The organism is Caulobacter sp. GW821-FHT12D05 (genome assembly GCF_058807295.1).
In genome coordinates this window covers 1-22,305 of record NZ_JBXAQO010000004.1, presented here as the reverse complement: position 1 = coordinate 22,305, position 22,305 = coordinate 1, and the positions used below count along the sequence as shown (strand labels likewise).

At 66.0% G+C, this 22,305-nt stretch carries 15 protein-coding genes and 1 pseudogene; 11 read left to right on the top strand and 5 right to left on the bottom strand.

What is annotated here, in order from left to right; all coding sequences use genetic code 11:
* Positions 1-48: 48 nt before the first annotated feature.
* Entirely contained in the window at positions 49-1,662 is a 1,614-nt protein-coding gene (locus tag AC1RRR_RS18065; RefSeq protein ID WP_492815305.1) for a peroxidase family protein, read from the bottom strand.
* 226 nt (positions 1,663-1,888) lie between these two features.
* On the opposite strand from AC1RRR_RS18065, the gene AC1RRR_RS18060 reads away from it, so the two are divergent.
* From AC1RRR_RS18060 to rpoC, 4 genes are all read left to right on the top strand, one after another.
* Complete coding sequence (locus tag AC1RRR_RS18060; RefSeq protein ID WP_492815304.1) at positions 1,889-2,929, top strand: WD40/YVTN/BNR-like repeat-containing protein; 1,041 nt, start codon at positions 1,889-1,891, stop codon at positions 2,927-2,929.
* Positions 2,930-2,964: 35 nt separating this feature from the next.
* A complete protein-coding gene (locus AC1RRR_RS18055; protein ID WP_492815303.1) occupies positions 2,965-3,126 on the top strand; it encodes a hypothetical protein in 162 nt (53 codons plus the stop codon).
* Between the two features lie 344 nt (positions 3,127-3,470).
* On the top strand, positions 3,471-7,541 hold the full coding sequence (rpoB, locus tag AC1RRR_RS18050) for a DNA-directed RNA polymerase subunit beta (protein WP_492815302.1): 4,071 nt from the start codon (positions 3,471-3,473) through the stop codon (positions 7,539-7,541).
* A 97-nt stretch (positions 7,542-7,638) separates the two neighbouring features.
* Positions 7,639-11,829 carry a DNA-directed RNA polymerase subunit beta' gene (rpoC, locus tag AC1RRR_RS18045; RefSeq protein WP_492815301.1) on the top strand — a complete coding sequence of 1,397 codons (4,191 nt, stop codon included), beginning with the start codon at positions 7,639-7,641 and terminating at the stop codon, positions 11,827-11,829.
* 79 nt (positions 11,830-11,908) lie between these two features.
* On the opposite strand, the gene AC1RRR_RS18040 is transcribed toward rpoC, so the two are convergent.
* Positions 11,909-12,253: a glycine zipper domain-containing protein gene (locus AC1RRR_RS18040; protein ID WP_492815300.1), complete on the bottom strand. Its 345-nt coding sequence runs from the start codon at positions 12,251-12,253 to the stop codon at positions 11,909-11,911.
* Positions 12,254-12,345: 92 nt separating this feature from the next.
* Positions 12,346-13,464, bottom strand: a complete 1,119-nt coding sequence (locus tag AC1RRR_RS18035; RefSeq protein WP_492815299.1) for an acyltransferase family protein — start codon at positions 13,462-13,464, stop codon at positions 12,346-12,348.
* Between the two features lie 153 nt (positions 13,465-13,617).
* On the opposite strand from AC1RRR_RS18035, the gene AC1RRR_RS18030 reads away from it, so the two are divergent.
* From AC1RRR_RS18030 to AC1RRR_RS18020, 3 genes are all read left to right on the top strand, one after another.
* Entirely contained in the window at positions 13,618-14,760 is a 1,143-nt protein-coding gene (locus AC1RRR_RS18030; RefSeq protein WP_492815298.1) for an acyltransferase family protein, read from the top strand.
* A 105-nt stretch (positions 14,761-14,865) separates the two neighbouring features.
* Positions 14,866-16,662 carry a methyl-accepting chemotaxis protein gene (locus tag AC1RRR_RS18025; RefSeq protein WP_492815297.1) on the top strand — a complete coding sequence of 599 codons (1,797 nt, stop codon included), beginning with the start codon at positions 14,866-14,868 and terminating at the stop codon, positions 16,660-16,662.
* A 59-nt stretch (positions 16,663-16,721) separates the two neighbouring features.
* Positions 16,722-17,891 (top strand): glycosyltransferase family protein, encoded by a 1,170-nt coding sequence (locus AC1RRR_RS18020; protein ID WP_492815296.1) that lies wholly within the window; start codon positions 16,722-16,724, stop codon positions 17,889-17,891.
* Between the two features lie 3 nt (positions 17,892-17,894).
* Here AC1RRR_RS18020 and AC1RRR_RS18015 read toward each other — a convergent pair whose 3' ends face one another.
* Both AC1RRR_RS18015 and AC1RRR_RS18010 read right to left on the bottom strand, forming a co-directional pair.
* Positions 17,895-18,659, bottom strand: coding sequence for a hypothetical protein (locus AC1RRR_RS18015; protein ID WP_492815295.1), 765 nt, complete (start codon positions 18,657-18,659; stop codon positions 17,895-17,897).
* A 124-nt stretch (positions 18,660-18,783) separates the two neighbouring features.
* A pseudogene (locus AC1RRR_RS18010) lies at positions 18,784-19,030 on the bottom strand (hypothetical protein).
* A 23-nt stretch (positions 19,031-19,053) separates the two neighbouring features.
* Here AC1RRR_RS18010 and rpsL point away from each other — a divergent pair.
* From rpsL to AC1RRR_RS17990, 4 genes are all read left to right on the top strand, one after another.
* Positions 19,054-19,425 carry a 30S ribosomal protein S12 gene (gene rpsL / locus AC1RRR_RS18005; protein WP_004624021.1) on the top strand — a complete coding sequence of 124 codons (372 nt, stop codon included), beginning with the start codon at positions 19,054-19,056 and terminating at the stop codon, positions 19,423-19,425.
* 12 nt (positions 19,426-19,437) lie between these two features.
* Complete coding sequence (gene rpsG, locus AC1RRR_RS18000) at positions 19,438-19,911, top strand: 30S ribosomal protein S7 (RefSeq protein WP_007661568.1); 474 nt, start codon at positions 19,438-19,440, stop codon at positions 19,909-19,911.
* 116 nt (positions 19,912-20,027) lie between these two features.
* Positions 20,028-22,106, top strand: coding sequence for an elongation factor G (fusA, locus tag AC1RRR_RS17995; RefSeq protein WP_492815294.1), 2,079 nt, complete (start codon positions 20,028-20,030; stop codon positions 22,104-22,106).
* Positions 22,107-22,229: 123 nt separating this feature from the next.
* Positions 22,230-22,305: hypothetical protein (locus tag AC1RRR_RS17990; RefSeq protein ID WP_334349513.1), on the top strand; the 76-nt coding region annotated here is incomplete at its 3' end.

Here is a 22,305-nt window from a genome sequence, read left to right as displayed (position 1 = left end):
GCCGAACGGCCTCGGAGGGAAACCTCCGAGGCCGTTTTCTTTTGGGCCTTAGCCGGCCGAGGCCGCCGGCGCCGGAGGCGGCTTGCCTTCGGTGAAGCGCACCAGGTCGCTCATGGTGAAGTGGCCCTCCACCGCCGACGGCAGGGTCGGCCGCCAGGTCGGCCATTGGGCCAGGAACGAGTGGCGGTCCTCGATCATCAGGCCCGCCAGCACCTCGGCGATGATCGTGCCGCCCACGGGACCCAGGTGGACGCCGTCGGTCAGTTCGGCCTCGCGCAGGATGTAGAACCAGAGCGGGGTGTTGGTCCCGAGGGCCGGGTGGTCCGCCAGAACCTTGGCGCGGGCGGTCTTGCGATCGGCGTCCTCGTTGTCGAAGAGCTCTTCGGCGGACAGTTCGGGGACCGACAGGCGCCGGGCGACGCTCTGGCCGGACGGCAGCTCCATCCGCCAGCCGCGCAACAGGTTCAGAACCGCCAGGGACCGCAGTTCTATCGGCAGATGCTGGTGGTCCGGCAGGCTTTCCAGCGGATCGACCAGCACGGTGTCGAGCTTGTAGGAGGGCTGCGGCAGCACGGCGCCTGCCGGAACCTCGCCGTCCGGCTCGAGATCCGGATAGAAGAACGCCCAGTCGATGGACCAGAAGTCCGGCAGCTCCCGGAAGCCGTTCAGGTTGGCCAGCGGCTGTGGCAGCTCAGGGGGGAACAGCGAGAAGATCGGGATCCGATTGAACGTCGCGTCCTTGCCGTGGAAGGGCTGGACGTTGGGCTGGGCGCCGGTGACGATGTGGTTCAGCGAGTAGCTGGGGCGCACCTGCGAGTGGCCGTAGCGATAGGCCGCCACCGCGAACTCGACCGGCATGTAGGCGTAACGGCCCTTGGAGTCGTAGACCGCCAGGTCCGGGAACTCGCCCTGGCCGCCGATGATCTCCTCATAGGTCTCCGGGCCCAGGATGCGCGGCAGGAAGTCGTGCAGCACGATCCACTGATAGTGCCAGCGGACGATCCTCTGGGCCTCCAGGAAATCGCCTTCGGCCTCGGTGTCCAGCACGCGGTTGTGGAAGCGCAGGAACAGGCTGTGCAGCTGGGAGACGATCAGGTTCTCGTCGTTGCGCTTGTCGCCGATCAGGGCGCGGCGCACGGCGGCGGTGTTGCGGGGCAGGTCCGGCCGATCGTTGCGCGACTTGTCGAAGTCCTTGTCGTCGCCCAGCAGCAGGTGCTTGCCGTCCTCTTCGTACAGGAAGGGCTGGTCGTCCGGACCCGAGCCGTAGACGGAGTCGAGGTCCAGCCTGGGCGTGCGGAAGTCCTGCAGGGCGTCGGGGTCGTTGAAACGGTCCAGCGACGACACCGGGTCGAACGTGATGTCGTGGTCGATGAACTGGCCCAGATAGGTGTAGCCGGCCGGGATGGACGGGTTCTCGTCCTCGGGCTCGGGCACATCGAGCGCGACGTCGACCGGTTCGCCAGCGGCGATCTTGGCGTCGAACTCGCCCTGGACCATCGTCTGCGCGAGGGCGATGAGCGCGGCGCGGGCTTGATCGTCTCGCTCGCCGAACACCGCCGGCGGGAGGTTGCGGAACATACGGCCAAAGCGGGCGTCCCGGATGCTGGACTGCGGGACACCAAGGAGGCCGCGCACGGCCGAGCCGTGACGTGAGGAGGCCATCGCCCAATCCTTTCAGGAGGGAGGTGAAGCGTGTTTGGGAAAGCTGGAGCGCGGCGAGGGACGAAAGCGCACAGACGCGTGGCCGCACGGGCACTTGGGTTTATTCGCTCGTAAAAGTAGCATCTGGTCAAGCTTCAGATTTGAGAAGTATTTGCGATGCGCGCGCCTGCTTGCGGCTTGGGCGCCCGCGCCTAAGGTTCTGGGCTCGAGCGCAGGAGGAATCACCATGGCGGCGCAGCGGCCCATTCATCGTCGTGGCGTGATCGCAGGCGGCGTTGCGACCCTGATGGCCGGACCGGCCCTGGCGGGCGATGGCCTGGGCGGCATCGTCATGCCGGCCTCGCCGACCGACAGCGAGCTGCGTGGCCTGTCGCCCACGGGCGGCAAGTCGTACTGGGCCTCGGGCTCGAAGGGCTGGCTGATCCGAGGCAAGGGCGAGCGGCAGGATCCCATGCGGATTATCGGCGCCGAGGACCTGGACTTCCGGGGGCTGCACGCCTTCGGCGACAATCACCTGCTGGCGATGAGCGCTGGCCCCGGCCCGAAGTCGCAGCTGTGGCGCACCAAGGACGGCGGCAAGACCTGGAAGCGGATCTACACCAACCAGGACCCGGACGGCTTCTGGGACTCGATCGCCTTCGTCGACGGCCGGCGCGGCTTCATCCTGGGCGACCCGACGCAGGGGCGCTTTACCGTGCTCTACACCGCCGACGGCGGCGAGACCTGGACGCGACTCAAGCCGGAGGGCGTGCCGCCGGCCGCGCCGAACGAAGGGGCCTTCGCGGCCAGCAACGGCTGCATCGCGATCGGCAGGCGTGGGCAGGTGGCCTTCTGCACCGGCGGGGCCGGCAAGGCGCGGGTTTATCTGTCGCGCGGCGGGGGCGGGGTGTTCGTGGCCATGGACACGCCGATCCTGGCCGACGCCGGGACCAACGGCGCGTTCGCCGTGGCCTTCGACAAGCACAATACGCTGTGGGTCTGCGGCGGCGACTACAAGAACCCGACCGCCAAGGGCGTGAACCTCGCGCGGCTGGATCCTGGCCGGGTCACCTTCGAAGCGGTCGACGCCCCGCCGGGCTATCTGTCCAGCGTCTCGGTCGACGGCTCGACGGTCATGGCCACGGGCCTGGCCGGCACGATCGTCAGCCGCAAGGGCGGGGCGTTCGAGCGGATCTCGCCCGCGCCGATGAACACCGTGCGCTTGACCTCGGAGAAGTCCGGGGTGCTGTGCGGACCCGGGGGCTCGATCGGTCTCTGGAGGGCCTAGCGGAACCATTCGCGCCGGGCCCACGTTCACCCGCCATGCTCAAGATCGCCGGTGTCCTGCTCGTCCTCATGATCGTCTTCGGCGTTCTCGGCTTCGTCGTCGACGTCGCTGGCGCGATCACCAAGGTCGCATTCTTCGTCTGCCTGATCGCCCTGGGCGTCTCGCTGGCCATGAAGGCTTTCAAGAAGGAAGCCTAGCGGAACGGGGTTCGCTGAAAGCCTGACCGCACAAGGTTGTGGGAAACCGCAAGAGCGTATTTACGCCAGTTTACGAATCCCCCTTTTCTTCCCCGCTCCTATCCCCTATATCCCCGCGTTCACGATTACATCGGCGGAGCGCCTACGCGCGTCCGTATTACGCCCCGAGGCGCGGTCAGCCGCCCTCCGACCAGCGCGAAGGGGCGCCCTAAAGCTTCCGGTCCCGGTCGCTTTTTAGGGGAATTCCAGCGTCCGCAGCTCCCTCTAGGAGGCGAGCGGCGAGGGTGGACGCTAGGCACATTCGAATTCACGCGCGGATTCCGTCCGCGCCGCAGGGAAACAAAATGGCGCAATCCTTCACCGGCAAGAAGCGGATCCGGAAGTCTTTCGGCCGCATTCCCGAGGCTGTGCAGATGCCGAACCTCATCGAGGTTCAGCGCTCGTCCTACGAACAGTTCCTGCAGCGCGAGGTCCGTCCGGGCCAGCGCCGCGACGAGGGCGTGGAAGCGGTCTTCAAGTCGGTGTTCCCGATCAAGGACTTCAATGAACGCGCGGTGCTCGAATACGTCTCGTACGAATTCGAAGAGCCCAAGTACGACGTTGAAGAGTGCATCCAGCGCGACATGACCTTCGCGGCGCCGCTGAAGGTCAAGCTGCGTCTGATCGTGTTCGAAACGGAAGAAGAAACCGGCGCCCGCTCGGTCAAGGACATCAAGGAGCAGGACGTCTATATGGGCGATATCCCGCTCATGACGGACAAGGGCACCTTCATCGTCAACGGCACCGAGCGCGTCATCGTCTCGCAGATGCACCGCTCGCCGGGCGTGTTCTTCGACCACGACAAGGGCAAGACCCACGCCTCGGGCAAGCTGCTGTTCGCCGCTCGCGTGATCCCGTACCGCGGCTCGTGGCTGGACTTCGAGTTCGACGCCAAGGACATCGTCTACGTCCGCATCGACCGTCGCCGTAAGCTGCCGGCCACGACCTTCCTCTATGCCCTGGGCATGGACGGCGAAGAGATCCTGACCACGTTCTACGACGTCGTCCCGTTCGAAAAGCGCGCGGGCGGCTGGGCCACTCCGTACAAGCCCGAGCGCTGGCGCGGCGTGAAGCCGGAATTCCCGCTGGTCGACGCCGACACCGGCGAAGAAGTGGCGCCGGCTGGCACCAAGATCACCGCGCGTCAGGCCAAGAAGTTCGCCGACGCGGGTCTGAAGACCCTGCTGCTGGCGCCGGAAGCCTTGACCGGCCGCTACCTGGCCCGTGACGCCGTCAACTTCTCGACCGGCGAGATCTATTCGGAAGCCGGCGACGAGCTGGACGTTCCGGCGATCCAGGCCCTGGCCGACCAAGGCTTCGACACCATCGACGTGCTGGACATCGACCACGTCACGGTCGGCGCCTACATGCGCAACACCCTGCGCGTGGACAAGAACGCCGTCCGTGAAGACGCGCTGTTCGACATCTATCGCGTCATGCGTCCGGGCGAGCCGCCGACCGTGGAAGCGGCCGAAGCGATGTTCAAGTCGCTGTTCTTCGACGCCGAGCGCTACGACCTGTCGTCGGTGGGCCGCGTGAAGATGAACATGCGTCTGGAGCAGGACGTGTCGGACGAAGTCCGCATCCTGCGTAAGGACGACGTCCTGGCCGTGCTGAAGGTCCTGGTGGGCCTGCGCGACGGTCGCGGCGAAATCGACGACATCGACAACCTGGGCAACCGTCGCGTCCGCTCGGTCGGTGAGCTGCTGGAAAACCAGTACCGCGTCGGCCTGCTGCGCATGGAACGCGCCATCAAGGAACGCATGTCGTCCGTCGACATCGACACCGTGATGCCGCACGACCTGATCAACGCCAAGCCGGCCGCCGCCGCCGTCCGCGAATTCTTCGGCTCCTCGCAGCTGTCGCAGTTCATGGACCAGACGAACCCGCTGTCGGAAATCACCCACAAGCGTCGTCTCTCGGCCCTCGGCCCGGGCGGTCTGACCCGTGAGCGCGCCGGCTTCGAAGTCCGCGACGTTCACCCGACCCACTACGGCCGGATCTGCCCGATTGAAACGCCGGAAGGCCCGAACATCGGTCTGATCAACAGCCTCGCGACCCACGCCCGCGTGAACAAGTACGGCTTCATCGAGAGCCCGTACCGTCGCGTGAAGGACGGCAAGCCGCAGGACGAAGTCGTCTACATGTCGGCGATGGAGGAATCCAAGCACGTCATCGCCCAATCGAACATCGCGGTGTCCGAAGGCGAGATCGTCGACGACCTGGTCCCGGGCCGTATCAACGGCGAACCGACCCTCCTGCAAAAGGAGACGGTGGACCTGATGGACGTGTCGCCGCGCCAAGTCGTGTCGGTGGCCGCCGCCCTGATCCCGTTCCTCGAAAACGATGACGCCAACCGCGCGCTCATGGGTTCGAACATGCAACGTCAGGCCGTGCCGCTGGTGCAGTCGGACGCGCCGCTGGTCGGCACCGGCATGGAAGCCGTCGTCGCCCGTGACTCGGGCGCCGTCGTCATCGCCAAGCGCACCGGCGTCGTGGAACAGATCGACGGTACGCGTATCGTCATCCGCGCCACGGAAGAGACCGATGCCGCTCGCTCGGGCGTCGACATCTACCGGATGTCGAAGTTCCAGCGTTCGAACCAGTCGACCTGCATCAACCAGCGTCCGCTGGTGAAGGTGGGCGACCGGATCAGCGCCGGCGACATCATCGCCGACGGCCCGTCGACCGAGCTGGGCGAACTGGCCCTGGGTCGCAACGCGCTCGTCGCGTTCATGCCCTGGAACGGCTACAACTTCGAAGACTCGATCCTGATCTCCGAACGCATCGTCCGCGACGACGTCTTCACCTCGATCCACATCGAGGAATTCGAAGTCATGGCCCGCGACACGAAGCTGGGTCCGGAAGAAATCACCCGCGACATCCCGAACGTCGGCGAGGAAGCCCTGCGCAACCTCGACGAAGCCGGCATCGTGGCGATCGGCGCCGAAGTCCAGCCGGGCGACATCCTGGTCGGCAAGGTCACGCCGAAGGGCGAAAGCCCGATGACGCCGGAAGAAAAGCTGCTGCGCGCCATCTTCGGTGAAAAGGCCTCGGACGTTCGCGACACCAGCCTGCGCCTGCCCCCGGGCGTCGCCGGCACGATCGTCGACGTGCGTGTGTTCAACCGTCACGGCGTCGACAAGGACGAACGCGCCCTGGCCATCGAACGCGCCGAGATCGACCGTCTGGGCAAGGACCGCGACGATGAGTTCGCGATCCTGAACCGCAACATCTCGGGCCGTCTGCGCGAGCTGCTGGTCGGCAAGGTCGCTCTGTCGGGTCCCAAGGGCCTGTCGCGCGGCGAGATCACCTCGGAAGGCCTGGCTCAGGTCGCTTCGGGCCTGTGGTGGCAGATCGCCCTCGAAGACGAGAAGGCGATGGGCGAACTGGAAAGCCTGCGCCGCCTGTTCGACGAGAACCGCAAGCGCCTCGACCGTCGTTTCGAAGACAAGGTCGACAAGCTGCAGCGCGGCGACGAACTGCCTCCGGGCGTCATGAAGATGGTCAAGGTCTTCGTGGCCGTGAAGCGCAAGCTTCAGCCGGGCGACAAGATGGCCGGCCGTCACGGCAACAAGGGCGTCATCTCGCGCATCCTGCCGATCGAGGACATGCCGTTCCTCGCCGACGGGACGCACGTCGACGTCGTTCTGAACCCGCTGGGCGTGCCTTCGCGCATGAACGTCGGTCAGATCTTCGAAACCCACCTGGGCTGGGCCTGCGCCAACCTCGGCAAGCAGATCACCAACCTGCTGGAAGACTGGCAGCATGGCGGTCAGAAGCAGGCGCTCGTCGAGCGTCTGACCGAGATCTACGGCCCGGACGAAGAACTGCCGGACACCGAAGAAGGCCTGATCGAGCTGGCCAAGAACCTGGGCAAGGGCGTTCCGATCGCCACCCCCGTGTTCGACGGCGCGCGCATGGACGACATCGAGGGTCACCTCGAAATGGCCGGCGTGAACAAGTCGGGTCAGTCGATCCTGTTCGACGGCCTGACCGGCGAGCAGTTCAAGCGTCCGGTCACGGTCGGCTACATCTACATGCTGAAGCTGCACCACCTGGTCGACGACAAGATCCACGCCCGTTCGATCGGTCCGTACTCGCTCGTCACGCAACAGCCGCTGGGTGGTAAGGCCCAGTTCGGCGGTCAGCGCTTCGGGGAAATGGAAGTGTGGGCTCTGGAAGCCTACGGCGCGGCCTACACCCTGCAGGAAATGCTGACGGTGAAGTCCGACGACGTGGCCGGCCGGACCAAGGTCTACGAGTCGATCGTCCGCGGCGACGACACGTTCGAAGCCGGTATCCCGGAAAGCTTCAACGTGCTGGTCAAGGAAATGCGCTCGCTCGGCCTGAACGTCGAGCTGGAGAACAGCTGATCCGGATCTCCGCTCCCGCCTGATGGCGGGAGCGGCCCCATCAGCCGCTTTTCCAACTCTATGAATTTTCGCGGGTAATCCCGCAGAAGGAACCAAGATGAACCAGGAAGTCCTGAACATCTTCAATCCGGTCCAGGCCGCTCCGACCTTCGACCAGATCCGTATCTCGCTGGCTTCGCCGGAAAAGATCCGCTCGTGGTCGTTCGGCGAGATCAAGAAGCCGGAAACCATCAACTACCGCACGTTCAAGCCCGAGCGTGACGGCCTGTTCTGCGCCCGTATCTTTGGCCCGACCAAGGACTACGAATGCCTGTGCGGCAAGTACAAGCGCATGAAGTACAAGGGCATCATCTGCGAAAAGTGCGGTGTCGAAGTCACCCTGGCCCGCGTCCGTCGCGAGCGCATGGGCCACATCGAACTGGCCTCGCCGGTCGCCCACATCTGGTTCCTGAAGTCGCTGCCGTCGCGTATCGCCATGATGCTCGACATGCCGCTGAAGGACATCGAGCGCGTCCTGTACTTCGAATACTACATCGTCACCGAGCCGGGCCTGACCCCGCTGAAGCAGCACCAGCTGCTGTCGGAAGACGACTACATGCGCGCCCAGGAAGAGTACGGCGACGACAGCTTCACCGCCGAGATCGGCGCTGAGGCCATCCAGAACCTGCTCAAGGCCATCGACCTCGAGAAAGAGGCCGAGCGTCTGCGCGAAGAGCTGTCCGGCACCGTCTCGGACATGAAGCAGAAGAAGTTTTCGAAGCGCCTGAAGATCCTGGAAGCCTTCCAGGAGTCGGGCAACCGTCCCGAGTGGATGGTGCTGACGGTCGTTCCGGTCATCCCGCCGGAACTGCGTCCGCTGGTGCCGCTGGACGGCGGCCGCTTCGCGACCTCGGACCTGAACGACCTGTATCGCCGGGTCATCAACCGTAACAACCGCCTGAAGCGCCTGATCGAGCTGCGCGCGCCCGACATCATCATCCGCAACGAAAAGCGGATGCTGCAGGAGTCGGTCGACGCCCTGTTCGACAACGGCCGTCGCGGTCGCGTCATCACGGGCGCCAACAAGCGTCCGCTGAAGTCGCTGGCCGACATGCTGAAGGGCAAGCAAGGTCGCTTCCGTCAGAACCTGCTGGGCAAGCGCGTCGACTATTCGGGCCGTTCGGTCATCGTGGTCGGTCCCGAGCTGAAGCTGCACGAGTGCGGCCTGCCCAAGAAGATGGCGCTCGAGCTGTTCAAGCCGTTCATCTATGCGCGTCTGGACGCCAAGGGCCTGTCGGGCACCGTCAAGCAGTCCAAGCGCATGGTCGAACGCGAGCAGCCGCAGGTGTGGGACATCCTCGAAGAGGTGATCCGCGAGCACCCGGTCATGCTGAACCGCGCCCCGACGCTTCACCGTCTGGGCATCCAGGCGTTCGAACCGAAGCTGATCGAGGGCAAGGCCATCCAGCTGCACCCGCTGGTCTGCGCCGCGTTCAACGCCGACTTCGACGGCGACCAGATGGCCGTGCACGTCCCGCTGAGCCTGGAAGCTCAGCTGGAAGCGCGCGTCCTGATGATGTCGACCAACAACATCCTGTCGCCCGCCAACGGTCGCCCGATCATCGTGCCGTCGCAGGACATCGTCCTGGGCCTGTACTACCTGTCGGTCGCCCGTGAGGGTGAGCCGGGCGAAGGCAAGATCTTCGCCGACCTGGGTGAAATCGAAGCCGCCATGGACGCGGGCGTCATCTCGCTGCACGCCAAGATCAAGGCGCGCCACACCGAGATGACTCCGGAAGGCGTTCTGCTGCGCAAGGTGATCGACACCACGCCGGGCCGGATGAAGATCGCCGCCCTGCTGCCGCACCACCCGCAGATTGGCCACCGCCTGATCGAAAAGGCGCTGACCAAGAAGGAAATCGGCAATCTGATCGACATCGTCTACCGCCACTGCGGTCAGAAGGCGACGGTCATCTTCGCCGACAAGGTCATGGGTCTGGGCTTCAAGGAAGCCGCCAAGGCCGGCATCTCCTTCGGCAAGGACGACATCATCATCCCGAAGCGGAAGGAGGCGATCGTCGCCGAAACCCGCTCGCTGGCCGAAGAGTACGAGCAACAGTACGCCGACGGCCTGATCACCAAGGGTGAGAAGTACAACAAGGTCGTTGACGCCTGGGCCAAGGCTACCGATCGCGTCGCCGATGAGATGATGGCCGAGCTTCAGATGAAGCATAAGGACGAGAACGGCCGCGAGAAGGAAATCAACGCCATCTACATGATGGCCCACTCCGGCGCCCGTGGTTCGCAAGCCCAGATGAAGCAGCTGGGCGGCATGCGCGGCCTGATGGCCAAGCCCTCCGGTGAAATCATCGAGACCCCGATCGTCTCGAACTTCAAGGAAGGCCTGACCGTTCAGGAGTACTTCAACTCGACCCACGGCGCTCGTAAGGGCCTGGCGGACACCGCGCTGAAGACCGCCAACTCGGGCTACCTGACCCGTCGTCTGGTCGACGTCGCACAGGACTGCATCATCGTCGAGGAAGACTGCGGCACCACGCGGGGCATCACCCTGCGCGCCGTCGTCGAGGGCGGCGACGTGCTGGTCTCGCTGGGCACCCGCGTCCTGGGCCGCTTCACGGCCGAGGACGTCAAGGATCCGGGCACCGGCGAGCTGGTCGTTCCGGCCGACACCTATATCGACGAGAACATCGCCGACGCCATCGAGGCCGCGGTCGTTCAGTCGGTGAAGGTCCGCTCGGTCCTGACCTGCGAAGCCAAGGTCGGCGTCTGCGGCGCCTGCTACGGCCGCGACCTGGCCCGCGGCACCCCGGTGAACATCGGCGAAGCGGTCGGCGTCATCGCCGCCCAGTCGATCGGTGAGCCCGGCACGCAGCTGACCATGCGTACGTTCCACATCGGCGGCACCGCCCAGGTGGCCGAGCAGTCGTTCTTCGAAGCGTCTAACGACGGTACGGTCCGCGTGATCGGCCCGACCGTTGTCGGCGCCGACGGCGCCCTGGTCATCATGAGCCGCAACACCTCGGTGAGCGTGCTGGTCGATGGCAAGGAACGCGAGACCTACAAGCCGCCGTACGGCGCGCGTCTGAAGGTCAAGGACGGCGACACCGTCAAGCGCGGCCAGCGCCTCGGCGATTGGGACCCCTACACCACCCCGATCATCACCGAAGTGGCCGGCCGCGTCCGCGCCGAAGACCTGGTGGATGGCCTGTCCATCCGCGAGGAAGTCGACGAAGCGACCGGTATCGCCCAGCGCGTCGTCGCCGACTGGCGGACGTCGGCTCGTGGTTCGGACCTGCGTCCGGGCATGGGCGTGCTGGCCGAGGACGGCTCGTACAAGCGACTGTCGAACGGCGGTGAGGCCCGTTACCTCCTGTCGGCCGGCGCCATTCTGTCGGTCGCCGACGGCGACGAAGTGAAGCCGGGTGAAGTCATCGCCCGTATTCCGACCGAAGGCGCCAAGACCCGGGACATCACCGGTGGTCTGCCGCGCGTCGCCGAACTCTTCGAAGCCCGCCGTCCGAAGGACTGCGCGGTCATCGCGGAAATGGACGGCCGTGTCGAATTCGGCAAGGATTACAAGAACAAGCGCCGGATCAAGATCACGCCGGACGTCGACGCCGATGGCAACCAAGCCGAAGCGGTCGAGTTCCTGATCCCGAAGGGCAAGCACATCGCCGTCCACGACGGGGACTACATCTCCAAGGGCGAATACATCATCGACGGCAATCCGGATCCGCACGACATCCTGCGCATCCTGGGCGTCGAAGCCCTGGCGAACTTCCTCGTCGACGAGATCCAAGAGGTCTATCGACTGCAAGGCGTGCCGATCAACGACAAGCACATCGAGACGATCGTTCGTCAGATGCTGCAGAAGGTCGAGATCCTGGAACCGGGCGACACGGGCCTCATCAAGGGTGACCACCTTGATAAGCCCGAGTTCGACAAGGAACAGGACAAGGCGGTTGCCCGCGGCGGTCGTCCGGCTGTGACCCAGCCGGTGCTGCTGGGCATCACCAAGGCCTCGCTGCAGACCAAGAGCTTCATCTCGGCCGCGTCGTTCCAAGAAACGACCCGCGTCCTGACCGAAGCCTCGGTGCACGGCAAGACCGACACCCTGGAAGGCCTGAAGGAAAACGTCATCGTGGGTCGCCTGATCCCCGCCGGTACGGGTTCCTACCTGCGTAGCCTGCAGCGCGTCGCCGCCAAGCGCGACGAGCAGCTGGCCCAGCAGCGCGAAGAAGCGATGGAGCCGCTGCCGGCGGAAATCGCTCTGGCCGACAGCGAATAAGCTTCGGTTTGAACTGACTAACGGAAAGGCCCGGGATCACTCCCGGGCCTTTTTGTTTGTCGGTGGTGTCGAGAGCGACTTAGCGCGGCTCGCGCACGTAGATGGTCTTGGTCGAGCGGCCGCGCAGCAGCAGGCCCAGGACGATGCCGAGGCCGGCGGCGATGCCCACGGCCCGGGCCGGCTTCTCATGCACCCAGGCTTCCAGGTCGCCGTAACGGTGCTGGAACTCGTCCGAGGCTTGGGCGGCGATGTCCTTCACACGGGCCCGGGTCTCGCCCAGGGCTTCGGCGGCGACGTCGCGCAGGCTGTCATAGGCGTCGTGGGCGGCGCCGCTGACCGCCTTCAGCTTGGGTTCGACCTTGGCGCGGGCCCGGTCGGCGGTCTTGGCGGCGTCGGAGGTCAGGCTGTCGACATAGTCGGTCATGATGGGGCTCGAGGCAGGAGGAGGGCGCACTGCGCCGCTGGGACGCTTGCACAACCCGCCCCGCCGGGGACCGTTCCGCGCGCTGACCTGGGTTAGCCCGGCTGGTGGTGCGACAAGGAGCTCGGCCCCAGCTTCTGGGCGGGCCGCTCGATGAAACGGAAGCTCAGCCAGCCCGACAGGACCGCCATCGGCATGACGAAGGCCGCCATGACCGCCACCCGCGTGGGCGGCGGCAGCGCCGCCAGGGGCGGGGTCTTGGCGATGATCAGCCCGGCCGTCGAGATGAAGAAGCCGTGGAACAGGTAGACGCCGTAGGAGGCGTCGGCCAGGAACCGCACGACCGGGTTGGCGCACAGGGCCTTCACGACACTCGGGGCGACGCCGCTGGCTTCCAGCTGGCCAAGGCCGAACATCGCCAGGAACACCACGATCGACACCGGCCACAGGTCCGAGGCGTGGTGCTCGAAGCCGGCCAGCGCCAGGGCCGCGACGATCAGGGCGATCCGCTCGACCTTGCCGACGCCTTGGCTCAGCAGCCGGAAGATGAACATGCCGGCCACGAAGTACTGCAGCTTCAGCGGCAGGAAGGACGGCGCGGTATAGCCCCACTTGGCGAACACCAGGGCCGTTGACGCCAGAGCGATGCCGCCGGCGACGATCCCGACCGCCAGATAGCCGAACCGCCGCACGCCCAGCCACAGCAGCGGGAAGGCGACGTAGAACTGCATCTCCAGGCTCAGACTCCAGTCCGGCAGGAAGGTCGAGAACGCGTATTTCGGAAGCAGGCCGAACAGGAAGGAGATGTGCAGGGCGAAGTTGGACAGGGTGTAGTGGATGCGCGCCGGATCGTTGTTGCCGCCCGCCGGCCACCACGACGGCGTCATCGCCTGGTGCGCCTGGTAGCCCGCCAGGAACAGGCCGCCCGCGACGAAGGCGATGATCAGGGAGACGTAATAGGCGGGAGCGATGCGGAAATAACGCCGCAGCAGGAAGGTCTTCCAACGACCCTTCTGGTCATCGCCCTTGGCGTCCTGCGCCTGCGCGACCAGGCACATCAGGAAGCCCGAGATCATCATGAACAGATCGACGGCGATCCCGCCGTTCGGCAGCGGCAGGCCGTACCAGCCGCCCCAGATCATGACGTGCGCGGCCATCACCCAGAAGGCGGCGATGCAGCGCATCAGGTCGATGAACGCCCAGTCTTTTTTCATCTGTCGGTCCCTGCCCAGCAGTCCAAGGCCATAGCTGACTCGGGAAGAACGCGCCTTAAGTCCCTCTTGCGGTTGAGCGCCAAACCTCGCATCCCTGCGACGCGACCTTGAGTTCGTCGCCAAGAACGACAGGGTGGGGAGCCCAGAGACCGCATGACCACGACCTCGACGGGCGCCGTCGCGCCCGCCAAGAGCCACTATGTCATCCTGGACGGCCTGCGCGGCGTCGCGGCCCTGATGGTGGTGGTGTTCCACCTGTTCGAGGCCTGGTCGGGCGGTGATCCGGAAAAGCAGATCATCAACCACGGCTACCTGGCGGTGGACTTCTTCTTCCTGCTGTCGGGCTTCGTGGTCGCCTATGCCTATGACGACCGCTGGGCCTCAGGGATGAGCCAGTGGGACTTCTACAAGCGCCGCCTGGTGCGCCTGCAGCCGATGATCATCGTCGGCGGCCTGATCGGGGCGGCGCTGCTGGCCTTCCAGCACGGGTCGCTGTTCCCCAAGCTGGCGAGCGTCACCACCTGGCAGGTCCTGGGCGTGCTGCTGCTGAGCTTCGTGATGATCCCGCTGCGGCCGTCCGCCGAGATCCGCGGCTGGGGCGAGATCTATCCGCTGAACGGCCCGCAGTGGTCGCTGTTCTACGAATACATCGCCAACATCCTGTACGCCGTGGGCCTGCGGAAGCTGCCCGTCCGCTGGCTGGGCGCGCTGGTCGCGGTGTCGGCCTTGGCGCTGGTCGGTCTGCTGGTGCTGGGCCCGCGCGGCGACGTGATCGGCGGCTGGGCGCTGGACGCCAACGGCGTGCAGATCGGCCTGACCCGCGTGATGTTCCCGTTCTTCGCCGGCGTGCTGCTGATGCGGCTGGGCAAGCGGATCAAGGTCAAGAACGCCTTCGCCGTGTGCAGCCTGCTGCTGATCGTCGGCCTGTCGCTGCCGCGTTTCGGCGTCGAAGAGCAGCGCTGGATCAACGGCCTCTACGAGGCGGCCTGCATCATCGTGCTGTTCCCGCTGATCGTGGCCATTGGCGCCGGCGAGAAGGATGTCGACGGTCCGAGCGTGCGCATCGCGCGGTTCTTCGGCGACCTGTCGTACCCGCTCTACATCACGCACTATCCGCTGATCTACATCTACACGACCTGGGTCGTGGACCAGAAGCCGTCGATCGGGCAGGGCGCGCTGGTCGCCGTGGGCGTGTTCGTAGGCGCGGTGACGATCGCCTGGGCCTGCCTGAAGCTCTATGACGAGCCCATCCGGCGCCGCCTGGCGGGCAGGTTCTTAGGTAAATCTGCGTCCTAACGTCGCGCAGCGTGACTATGACGCTTTCCGAACAATGTTATTAATCAGCGCTTTAACTATACCGTTCATCCCGGAATTTGATTTCGCTCAAATTTCCGGGCCTCCATGCGCGCCAGCATCTCCACCAAGGTCAGCCTGACCATCGCCTCGGCCTTCCTGGTCCTGACCCTCGCGGTCCTCGGGATCGTGGCCAAGAGCTCCCTGGATTTCGCCCGCAAGCAGGCGACGCAGGCCCAGGAGTCGAGCATGCGGGTGGCCTGGGACGTGATCGGCGAGCGGGGCAAGAGTTTCTCGCGCCAGGGCGACACGCTGCTGGTCGGCGACCATCCGGTGAACGGCGACTTCGCCGGCGTGGATCAGGTCAAGGCCCTGGTCGGCGGCACCGCCACCGTGTTCATGGGCGACAAGCGGGTCACCACCAACGTCACCAAGCCGGATGGCTCGCGCGCCGTCGGCACCAGCCTGGCCAAGGGCCCGGTCTATGACGCCGTGCTGGGCAAGGGCGAGCCCTACCGCGGCGAGGCCAAGATCCTGGGCAAGCCGTTCTTCGTCGCCTACGACCCGATCAAGGACGCCTCGGGCGCGGTGATCGGCGTGCTTTATGTGGGCGTGCCGCAGGCCGACTACTTCCAGCCCGTCTATCACCAGCTGACCATCCTGGCCCTGACCTGCCTGCTGCTGGGTCTGGCCGGCGGTTGCGCCTCGGTGCTGATGACCCGCCGCCAGCTGTCGCCGCTGTCGACCCTGCGCGACGCCATGAGCCGCGTGATGCGCGGTGACCTGACCGTGACCCTGCCGTTCGCCGGCCGCGCCGACGACATCGGCCTGATGGCCGACGCCGTGCACGGCTTCCGCGACGAGGCCCTGGAAAAGAACCGCATCGCCGCCGACGCGGCCGCCCATCGCGAAGCCTCGGAAGCCGAGCGCGACGCCGCCGGCGCCGACAGCGCCCGCCGCGCCGCCGAGCAGGCCCAGGTGGTCAAGCGCCTGGCCGAGAGCCTGCACCGCCTGTCGGCCGGCGACCTGACCGTGCGCCTGACCGAACCCTTCGCTCACGACTACGAGGGCCTGCGCGCCGACTTCAACCGCGCCGTCGAGGGCCTGGAAGGCGCCATGTCCGCCGTGGTCTCGGCCGTGTCGGGCCTGAACAGCGGGGCCGGCGGCATCGCCTCGGCCGCTGACGACCTGTCGCGCCGTAGCGAACAGCAGGCCGCCAGCCTGGAAGAAACCGCCGCCGCCCTGGACGAGATCACCGCCACCGTCCGCCGCACGGCCGAAGGCGCCAAGGAAGCTCACAGCGCCGTCAGCGCGGCCCAGGTCGAGGCCGGTCGCTCGCGCGACGTCGTCGCCTCGGCCGTCGAGGCCATCGGCGGCATCGAGGCCTCGTCCCGCCAGGTCGCCCAGATCATCGGCGTCATCGACGAGATCGCCTTCCAGACCAACCTGCTGGCCCTCAATGCCGGCGTCGAAGCCGCGCGCGCCGGTGAAGCCGGTCGTGGTTTCGCCGTCGTGGCCCAGGAAGTTCGCGCTCTTGCCCAGCGTTCGGCCGACGCCGCCAAGGAGATCAAGGTCCATATCGGCGACTCTGAGCGCCAGGTGGCCTCGGGCGTGTCGCTGGTCGGCGCGGCCGGCGAGACCCTGCAACGCATCGCCGGCCAGGTGGGCGCGATCAGCAGCGTGATCACCGAGATCGCCGCCTCGGCCCAGGAGCAGGCCGCCGGCCTTGGCCAGGTCAACACGGCCGTGAACCAGATGGACCAGGGCACCCAGCACACCACGGCCATGGCCAGCCGCTCGGCGGCCTCCAGCCAGTCGCTGCTGGACGAGGTGCGTGGCCTGGCCGAGCTGGTCCAGCGCTTCCGCGTGGGCGCCGTTGCTTCTTCCACGCGTCGCGCGGCCTAAGGCAAGGCTTCGTTAACCACGTTTGGTCAGGGTCTGCCGCAGAGTAACGGGGACCGTCCATGCGCGCCGTCTTCATCAAGGGTCCGTCACGGTACGACGCGACCCGGCTTTTCACCGATGAGCTGGCCGCCGCCTTCACGGCCGCCGGGCACGAGGCGGTCGTCGTCGACGCCGTGGGGCAGGCCGATCTGGCCGCGACCCTGCGTGCGGCGGCGGACACGCCCGCCGACCTCGTCCACACCTACGGCATCTTGGGCGACGCCAAGGCGCTGATCGGCCAGTCGCTGGGCGAGATCTTCGCCGCGCCGCACGTGTTGCATCACGTCGACTATCCGCTGAGCCACCTGAACCAGCTGGAGGCCACGGCCCGCGAGACGGTGATCCTCACGGTCGATCCGTCCCACGTCGAGGCGATCCACGGGACCTTCGGGCCGGACCACTTCGCGCACGTCGCCTTCTGTCCGCACGCGGCGGTGGGCGAACCGGCGCAGGCTGATGCGGACGCCGAGACCTTCGCCCAGCAGCGGCCGATCCCGATCCTGTTCGCCGGCTCGTTCCAGCCCGTGGGGGCCGTCCCTTGGGCCGAGGAGGGGACGGGCATCCGCCAGATCTTCGATCGCGCCCTGGACCTGGCCTTGGGCACCGAGTTCCTGCCGGCCCTGGAAGCCCTGGACAGGTCGCTGCGCGATTTTGGCGAGGATCCGGCCCATCCGCGCTACGAACGCATGCGCCGCTACGCCACCTGGGTGCACGAACAGACGCGCCAGCTGCGTCGGCAGGCCCTGCTGGAGTTGGCGGGCCAGGCCGGTCTGCCGGTGTTCTGCGTCGGCGCGGGCTACGAAGGCTGGATCGAGCGACACAAGAGCTTCCGCCTGGGTCCGGCGATGACCCTGACCGACACCGTCGCCCTGATGGGCCGGGCGCAGGTGGTGCTGAACGCCAACGCCAATTTCGGCCGCGGCTCGCACGAGCGTCCGCTGACCGCCATGCTGGCCGGCGCGGCCGTGGTGACGGACGGCGCCTGGTGGACGGAGCAGTTCGAGCCGGGCCGCGAAGTCCTGTCCTACCACTGGACCCGGCTGGAGACAGATCTGGCCGCCTTGGCCGCGCTCGTCGCGAACCCGGAGATCGCCTACGGCATCGGCCTGGCCGGTCAGGCGCGCGCTGTCGCCGCCCATCGTTTCGAGCACCGGGTCGACGCCATCATCGCCGCCGCGAAGGCCGCCTAGGGTCTACTTCTTCTGCAGCTCCAGGAACCGCCGCGCGCGGTCGGCGCTGTCGGCCTCGCGGCGCTTCTGGTCGACGACCGACTTGCGGGCGCGGCCCAGGCCGTCCTGCTCGGCGCCCAGGACGAAGGGGATCTCCTTCATCGTGCCGGGCTGGTCCTTGCTGCGATGGTCGACGCCCGGCGCCATGGGCGCGTCGAGATAGCGGCGATAGGCCTCCTGGGCCGCGCCCTGGGCTTCCAGCTCGCGGCGCCTGGCGGCGGTCATGCCCGACAGCGGGTCGCCCTTGGGCTTGGCGGCGCCGAAGCGCTCGTCGCACTTCTCGCGTTCGCGGCGGGTCAGGCCGACGGCGTCGGCGCTGATACAGCCGGTGCTGGTGCGCAGGGCCGAGCGCAGGTCGCCGGCCGTATCGCCCGGCAGAGGCGCGGGCCGGATGGCCGTGCCGGGCCGCGCGACGCCGGCCGCCGGAACGCTCAGCGTCGGGACCCCTGCCGGCGCCGGCCGCGCGGGCTGGCGCACCTGGAACGGCAGGACGGGGGAGGGGGCCTGCGCCTCGGTCGCGGCGGCAGGACGGGGTTTGGGCTGCTCCTCGGTCCTGGGCCGGATCAGGTCGACCGTCACCGTCGGCAGGTCGTCGGCGATCAGGTTTTCCAGCAGCGGCGGCGCGGGCAGGGCCAGCCAGGCCAGCACGACCACGTGCAGCAGCAGCGAGCCGGCGAGAATCGTCGCCCGCCTCCTGTCCTGCCCGTTGATCCGCACGCTAACGCTCACCCGTCCTCTTGGCGCTGGCCCCCGCCTTCCCCACATGGAGAGAGCGGGCTCGCAAACAAGTCGCTCCATTGGACCGTGAGCAAGCGCAGCTTGCGGTGGCGAAAACTTGGCCGCAAACCCAGCCTTAAGCCGGCGTTAACCGACGCGGGAACAGGCGGTTGACCTTTGGCGGCTTCGCGAGTACATACCGCGCTCTTTTTCGAGGCGTGCGTTCGCGTGCGTCCTGATGAGCTTTTTCCCCTCGGGGAGAAAAACCCGCCGGTGTGCTTCCCGCGCCCCGGCGAGTTTCGTGTTTATCGGGTCTCCAAGCGGAGCCTTGAACCAAGAACAACAAAGACAAGGACCTGAAGCGCCCCGGCCGAAAGGCACACGCTTCCATCAGAGCAGAGACTTAATGCCTACCATTAACCAGCTCATCCGTAAGCCGCGCTCTCCGAAGCCGGTCCGGAACAAGGTGCCGGCCCTGAAGGGCTGCCCCCAACGTCGCGGCGTTTGCACGCGCGTCTACACCACGACCCCGAAGAAGCCGAACTCGGCTCTCCGTAAGGTCGCCAAGGTCCGTCTGACCACCGGCATCGAAGCCGTGTGCTACATTCCGGGCGAAGGCCACAACCTGCAGGAGCACTCGGTGGTGCTCATCCGCGGCGGCCGCGTCAAGGATTTGCCCGGCGTCCGTTATCACATCCTGCGCGGCGTCCTCGACACCCAAGGTGTCAAGGATCGTAAGCAGCGTCGTTCGCTCTACGGCGCCAAGCGTCCGAAGTAAGGAAAAAGAAGAATGTCCCGCCGCCGTCGCGCCGAGAAACGCCAAGTCCTGCCGGATCCCAAGTTTGGGGACCTGATTGTCACGAAGTTCATGAACTACGTGATGTACGAGGGCAAAAAAGCCGTCGCCGAAAACATCATCTATGGTGCTTTCGACATCCTGGAAAACAAGCGCAAGGACCAAGGTCCGCTTGAGACCTTCCACTCCGCTCTGGACAACGTCGCCCCGGCGATCGAAGTCCGGTCGCGTCGCGTTGGCGGCGCCACCTACCAAGTGCCGGTTGAAGTCCGTCCGGACCGTCGCCGCGCCCTGGCCATCCGTTGGCTGGTGACCGCCGCGCGCAAGCGTGGTGAGAACACCATGACCGAAAAGCTGGCTGGTGAGCTGCTCGACGCTTCGAACAACCGCGGCACCGCCGTGAAGAAGCGCGAAGACACCCACAAGATGGCTGAAGCCAACCGGGCGTTCTCGCACTACCGCTGGTAAGCTTTTCGCTTCCAGCACTCTTTCAGGCGCGGGCGGTTTGAGATAAACCGCCCGCGCCGCACGTTTAATCCCGGTCGTGTCCGTCCAGGGCCGCCCCGTTTCGCAGAGCGATCGCTATGCCCCGCACGCATAAAATCGAAGACTACCGCAACTTCGGCATCATGGCCCACATCGACGCGGGCAAGACGACGACGACCGAGCGGATCCTGTATTACACCGGTAAGTCGCACAAGATCGGCGAAGTCCACGACGGCGCCGCGACCATGGACTGGATGGAGCAGGAGCAGGAGCGCGGCATCACGATCACGTCGGCCGCGACGACCGCTTTCTGGAACGAAAAGCGCCTCAACATCATCGACACCCCCGGGCACGTTGACTTCACCATCGAAGTCGAACGCAGCTTGCGCGTCCTCGACGGCGCCGTGACGGTGCTGGACGGTAACGCCGGCGTCGAGCCGCAGACCGAAACCGTGTGGCGTCAGGCCGACAAGTACAAGGTTCCGCGGATCGTGTTCGTCAACAAGATGGACAAGATCGGCGCCGACTTCGACAAGTCGGTCGAGTCGATCCGCGACCGTCTGGGCGCGAAGGCCGTGCCGATCCAATTCCCGATCGGTTCGGAATCGGCTCTGAAGGGCCTGGTCGACCTGGTCCGCATGAAGGCCGTGGTCTGGGATAACGATGGCCTGGGCGCGACCTATCGCGACGAGGAAATCCCCGCCGACCTGCTGGACAAGGCCGTGGAAGCCCGCGCCTACCTGGTGGAAAACGCCGTCGAACTCGACGACGACGCCATGGAAGCTTACCTGGGCGGCGAAGAGCCCTCGGAAGAAGTGATCAAGAAGTGCATCCGTAAGGCCGTGCTGACGGGCGCCTTCTATCCGATCCTCTGCGGCTCGGCCTTCAAGAACAAGGGCGTGCAGCCGCTGCTGGACGCCGTCGTCGACTACCTGCCGTCGCCGGTGGACATCCCCCCGACCAAGGGCATCGACTTCAAGACCGAAGAAGAAGTGGTCCGTAAGGCCTCGGACGAAGAGCCGCTGTCGGTTCTGGCGTTCAAGATCATGGACGACCCCTTCGTCGGTTCGCTGACCTTCTGCCGCATCTATTCGGGCAAGCTGGAAACCGGCATGTCGCTGCTGAACTCGACGCGCGACAAGCGCGAGCGCGTCGGCCGCATGCTGCTGATGCACTCGAACAATCGCGAAGACATCAAGGAAGCCTATGCCGGCGACATCGTCGCCCTGGCTGGCCTGAAGGAAACCCGCACGGGCGACACCCTGTGCGATCCCCTGAAGTCGCCGGTCATCCTGGAGCGCATGGAATTCCCGGCTCCGGTTATCGAGATCGCCGTCGAACCCAAGTCGAAGGCCGACCAGGAGAAGCTGGGCGTCGCCCTGCAGAAGCTGGCCGCCGAAGATCCGTCCTTCACCGTCTCGACCGACTTCGAAAGCGGCCAGACGATCCTGAAGGGCATGGGCGAACTGCACCTGGACATCAAGATCGACATCCTGAAGCGGACCTACAAGGTCGAAGCCAACATCGGCGCGCCGCAGGTTGCCTATCGTGAATCGCTGGGCCGCAAGGTCGACATCGACTACACGCACAAGAAGCAAACCGGTGGTACGGGCCAGTTCGCCCGCGTCATGCTGACCTTCGAACCGGGCGAGCCGGGTTCGGGCTTCGTGTTCGAAAACGCGATCGTCGGCGGCGCGGTGCCGAAGGAATACATCCCCGGCGTCCAGAAGGGCCTGGAATCGGTCAAGGACAACGGCCTGCTGGCCGGCTTCCCGCTGATCGACTTCAAGGCGACCCTGACGGACGGCAAGTTCCACGACGTTGACTCGTCGGTCCTGGCCTTCGAAATCGCCTCGCGCGCCGCCTTCAAGGAGCTGCGCGAAAAGGGCGCTCCGAAGCTGCTCGAGCCGATCATGAAGGTCGAGGTCGTGACCCCGGAAGAGTATCTGGGTTCGGTCATCGGCGATCTGAACAGCCGCCGTGGCATGATCCAGGGTCAAGACATGCGCGGCAACGCGACTGTCGTGAACGCCTACGTCCCGCTGGCCAACATGTTCGGTTACGTGAACACCCTGCGGGGCATGTCGCAAGGCCGCGCTCAGTTCAGCATGGTCTACGACCACTACGATCCGGTGCCGCAACACGTCGCCGACGAAGTGATCAAGAAGTACGCCTAAGCCTTTCCTCGCGGAAAAGCCTAGACGACGGATTGGGAAGGGGCTCTATGGGCCCCTTCCGACTAACCCCAGACGTCCAACCTGTTTTGATAAAGGCCCCTCTGGGGTCCTGGAGCTAAGAAGATGGCCAAGGAAAAGTTCGAACGTAATAAGCCGCACTGCAACATCGGCACCATCGGTCACGTTGACCATGGCAAGA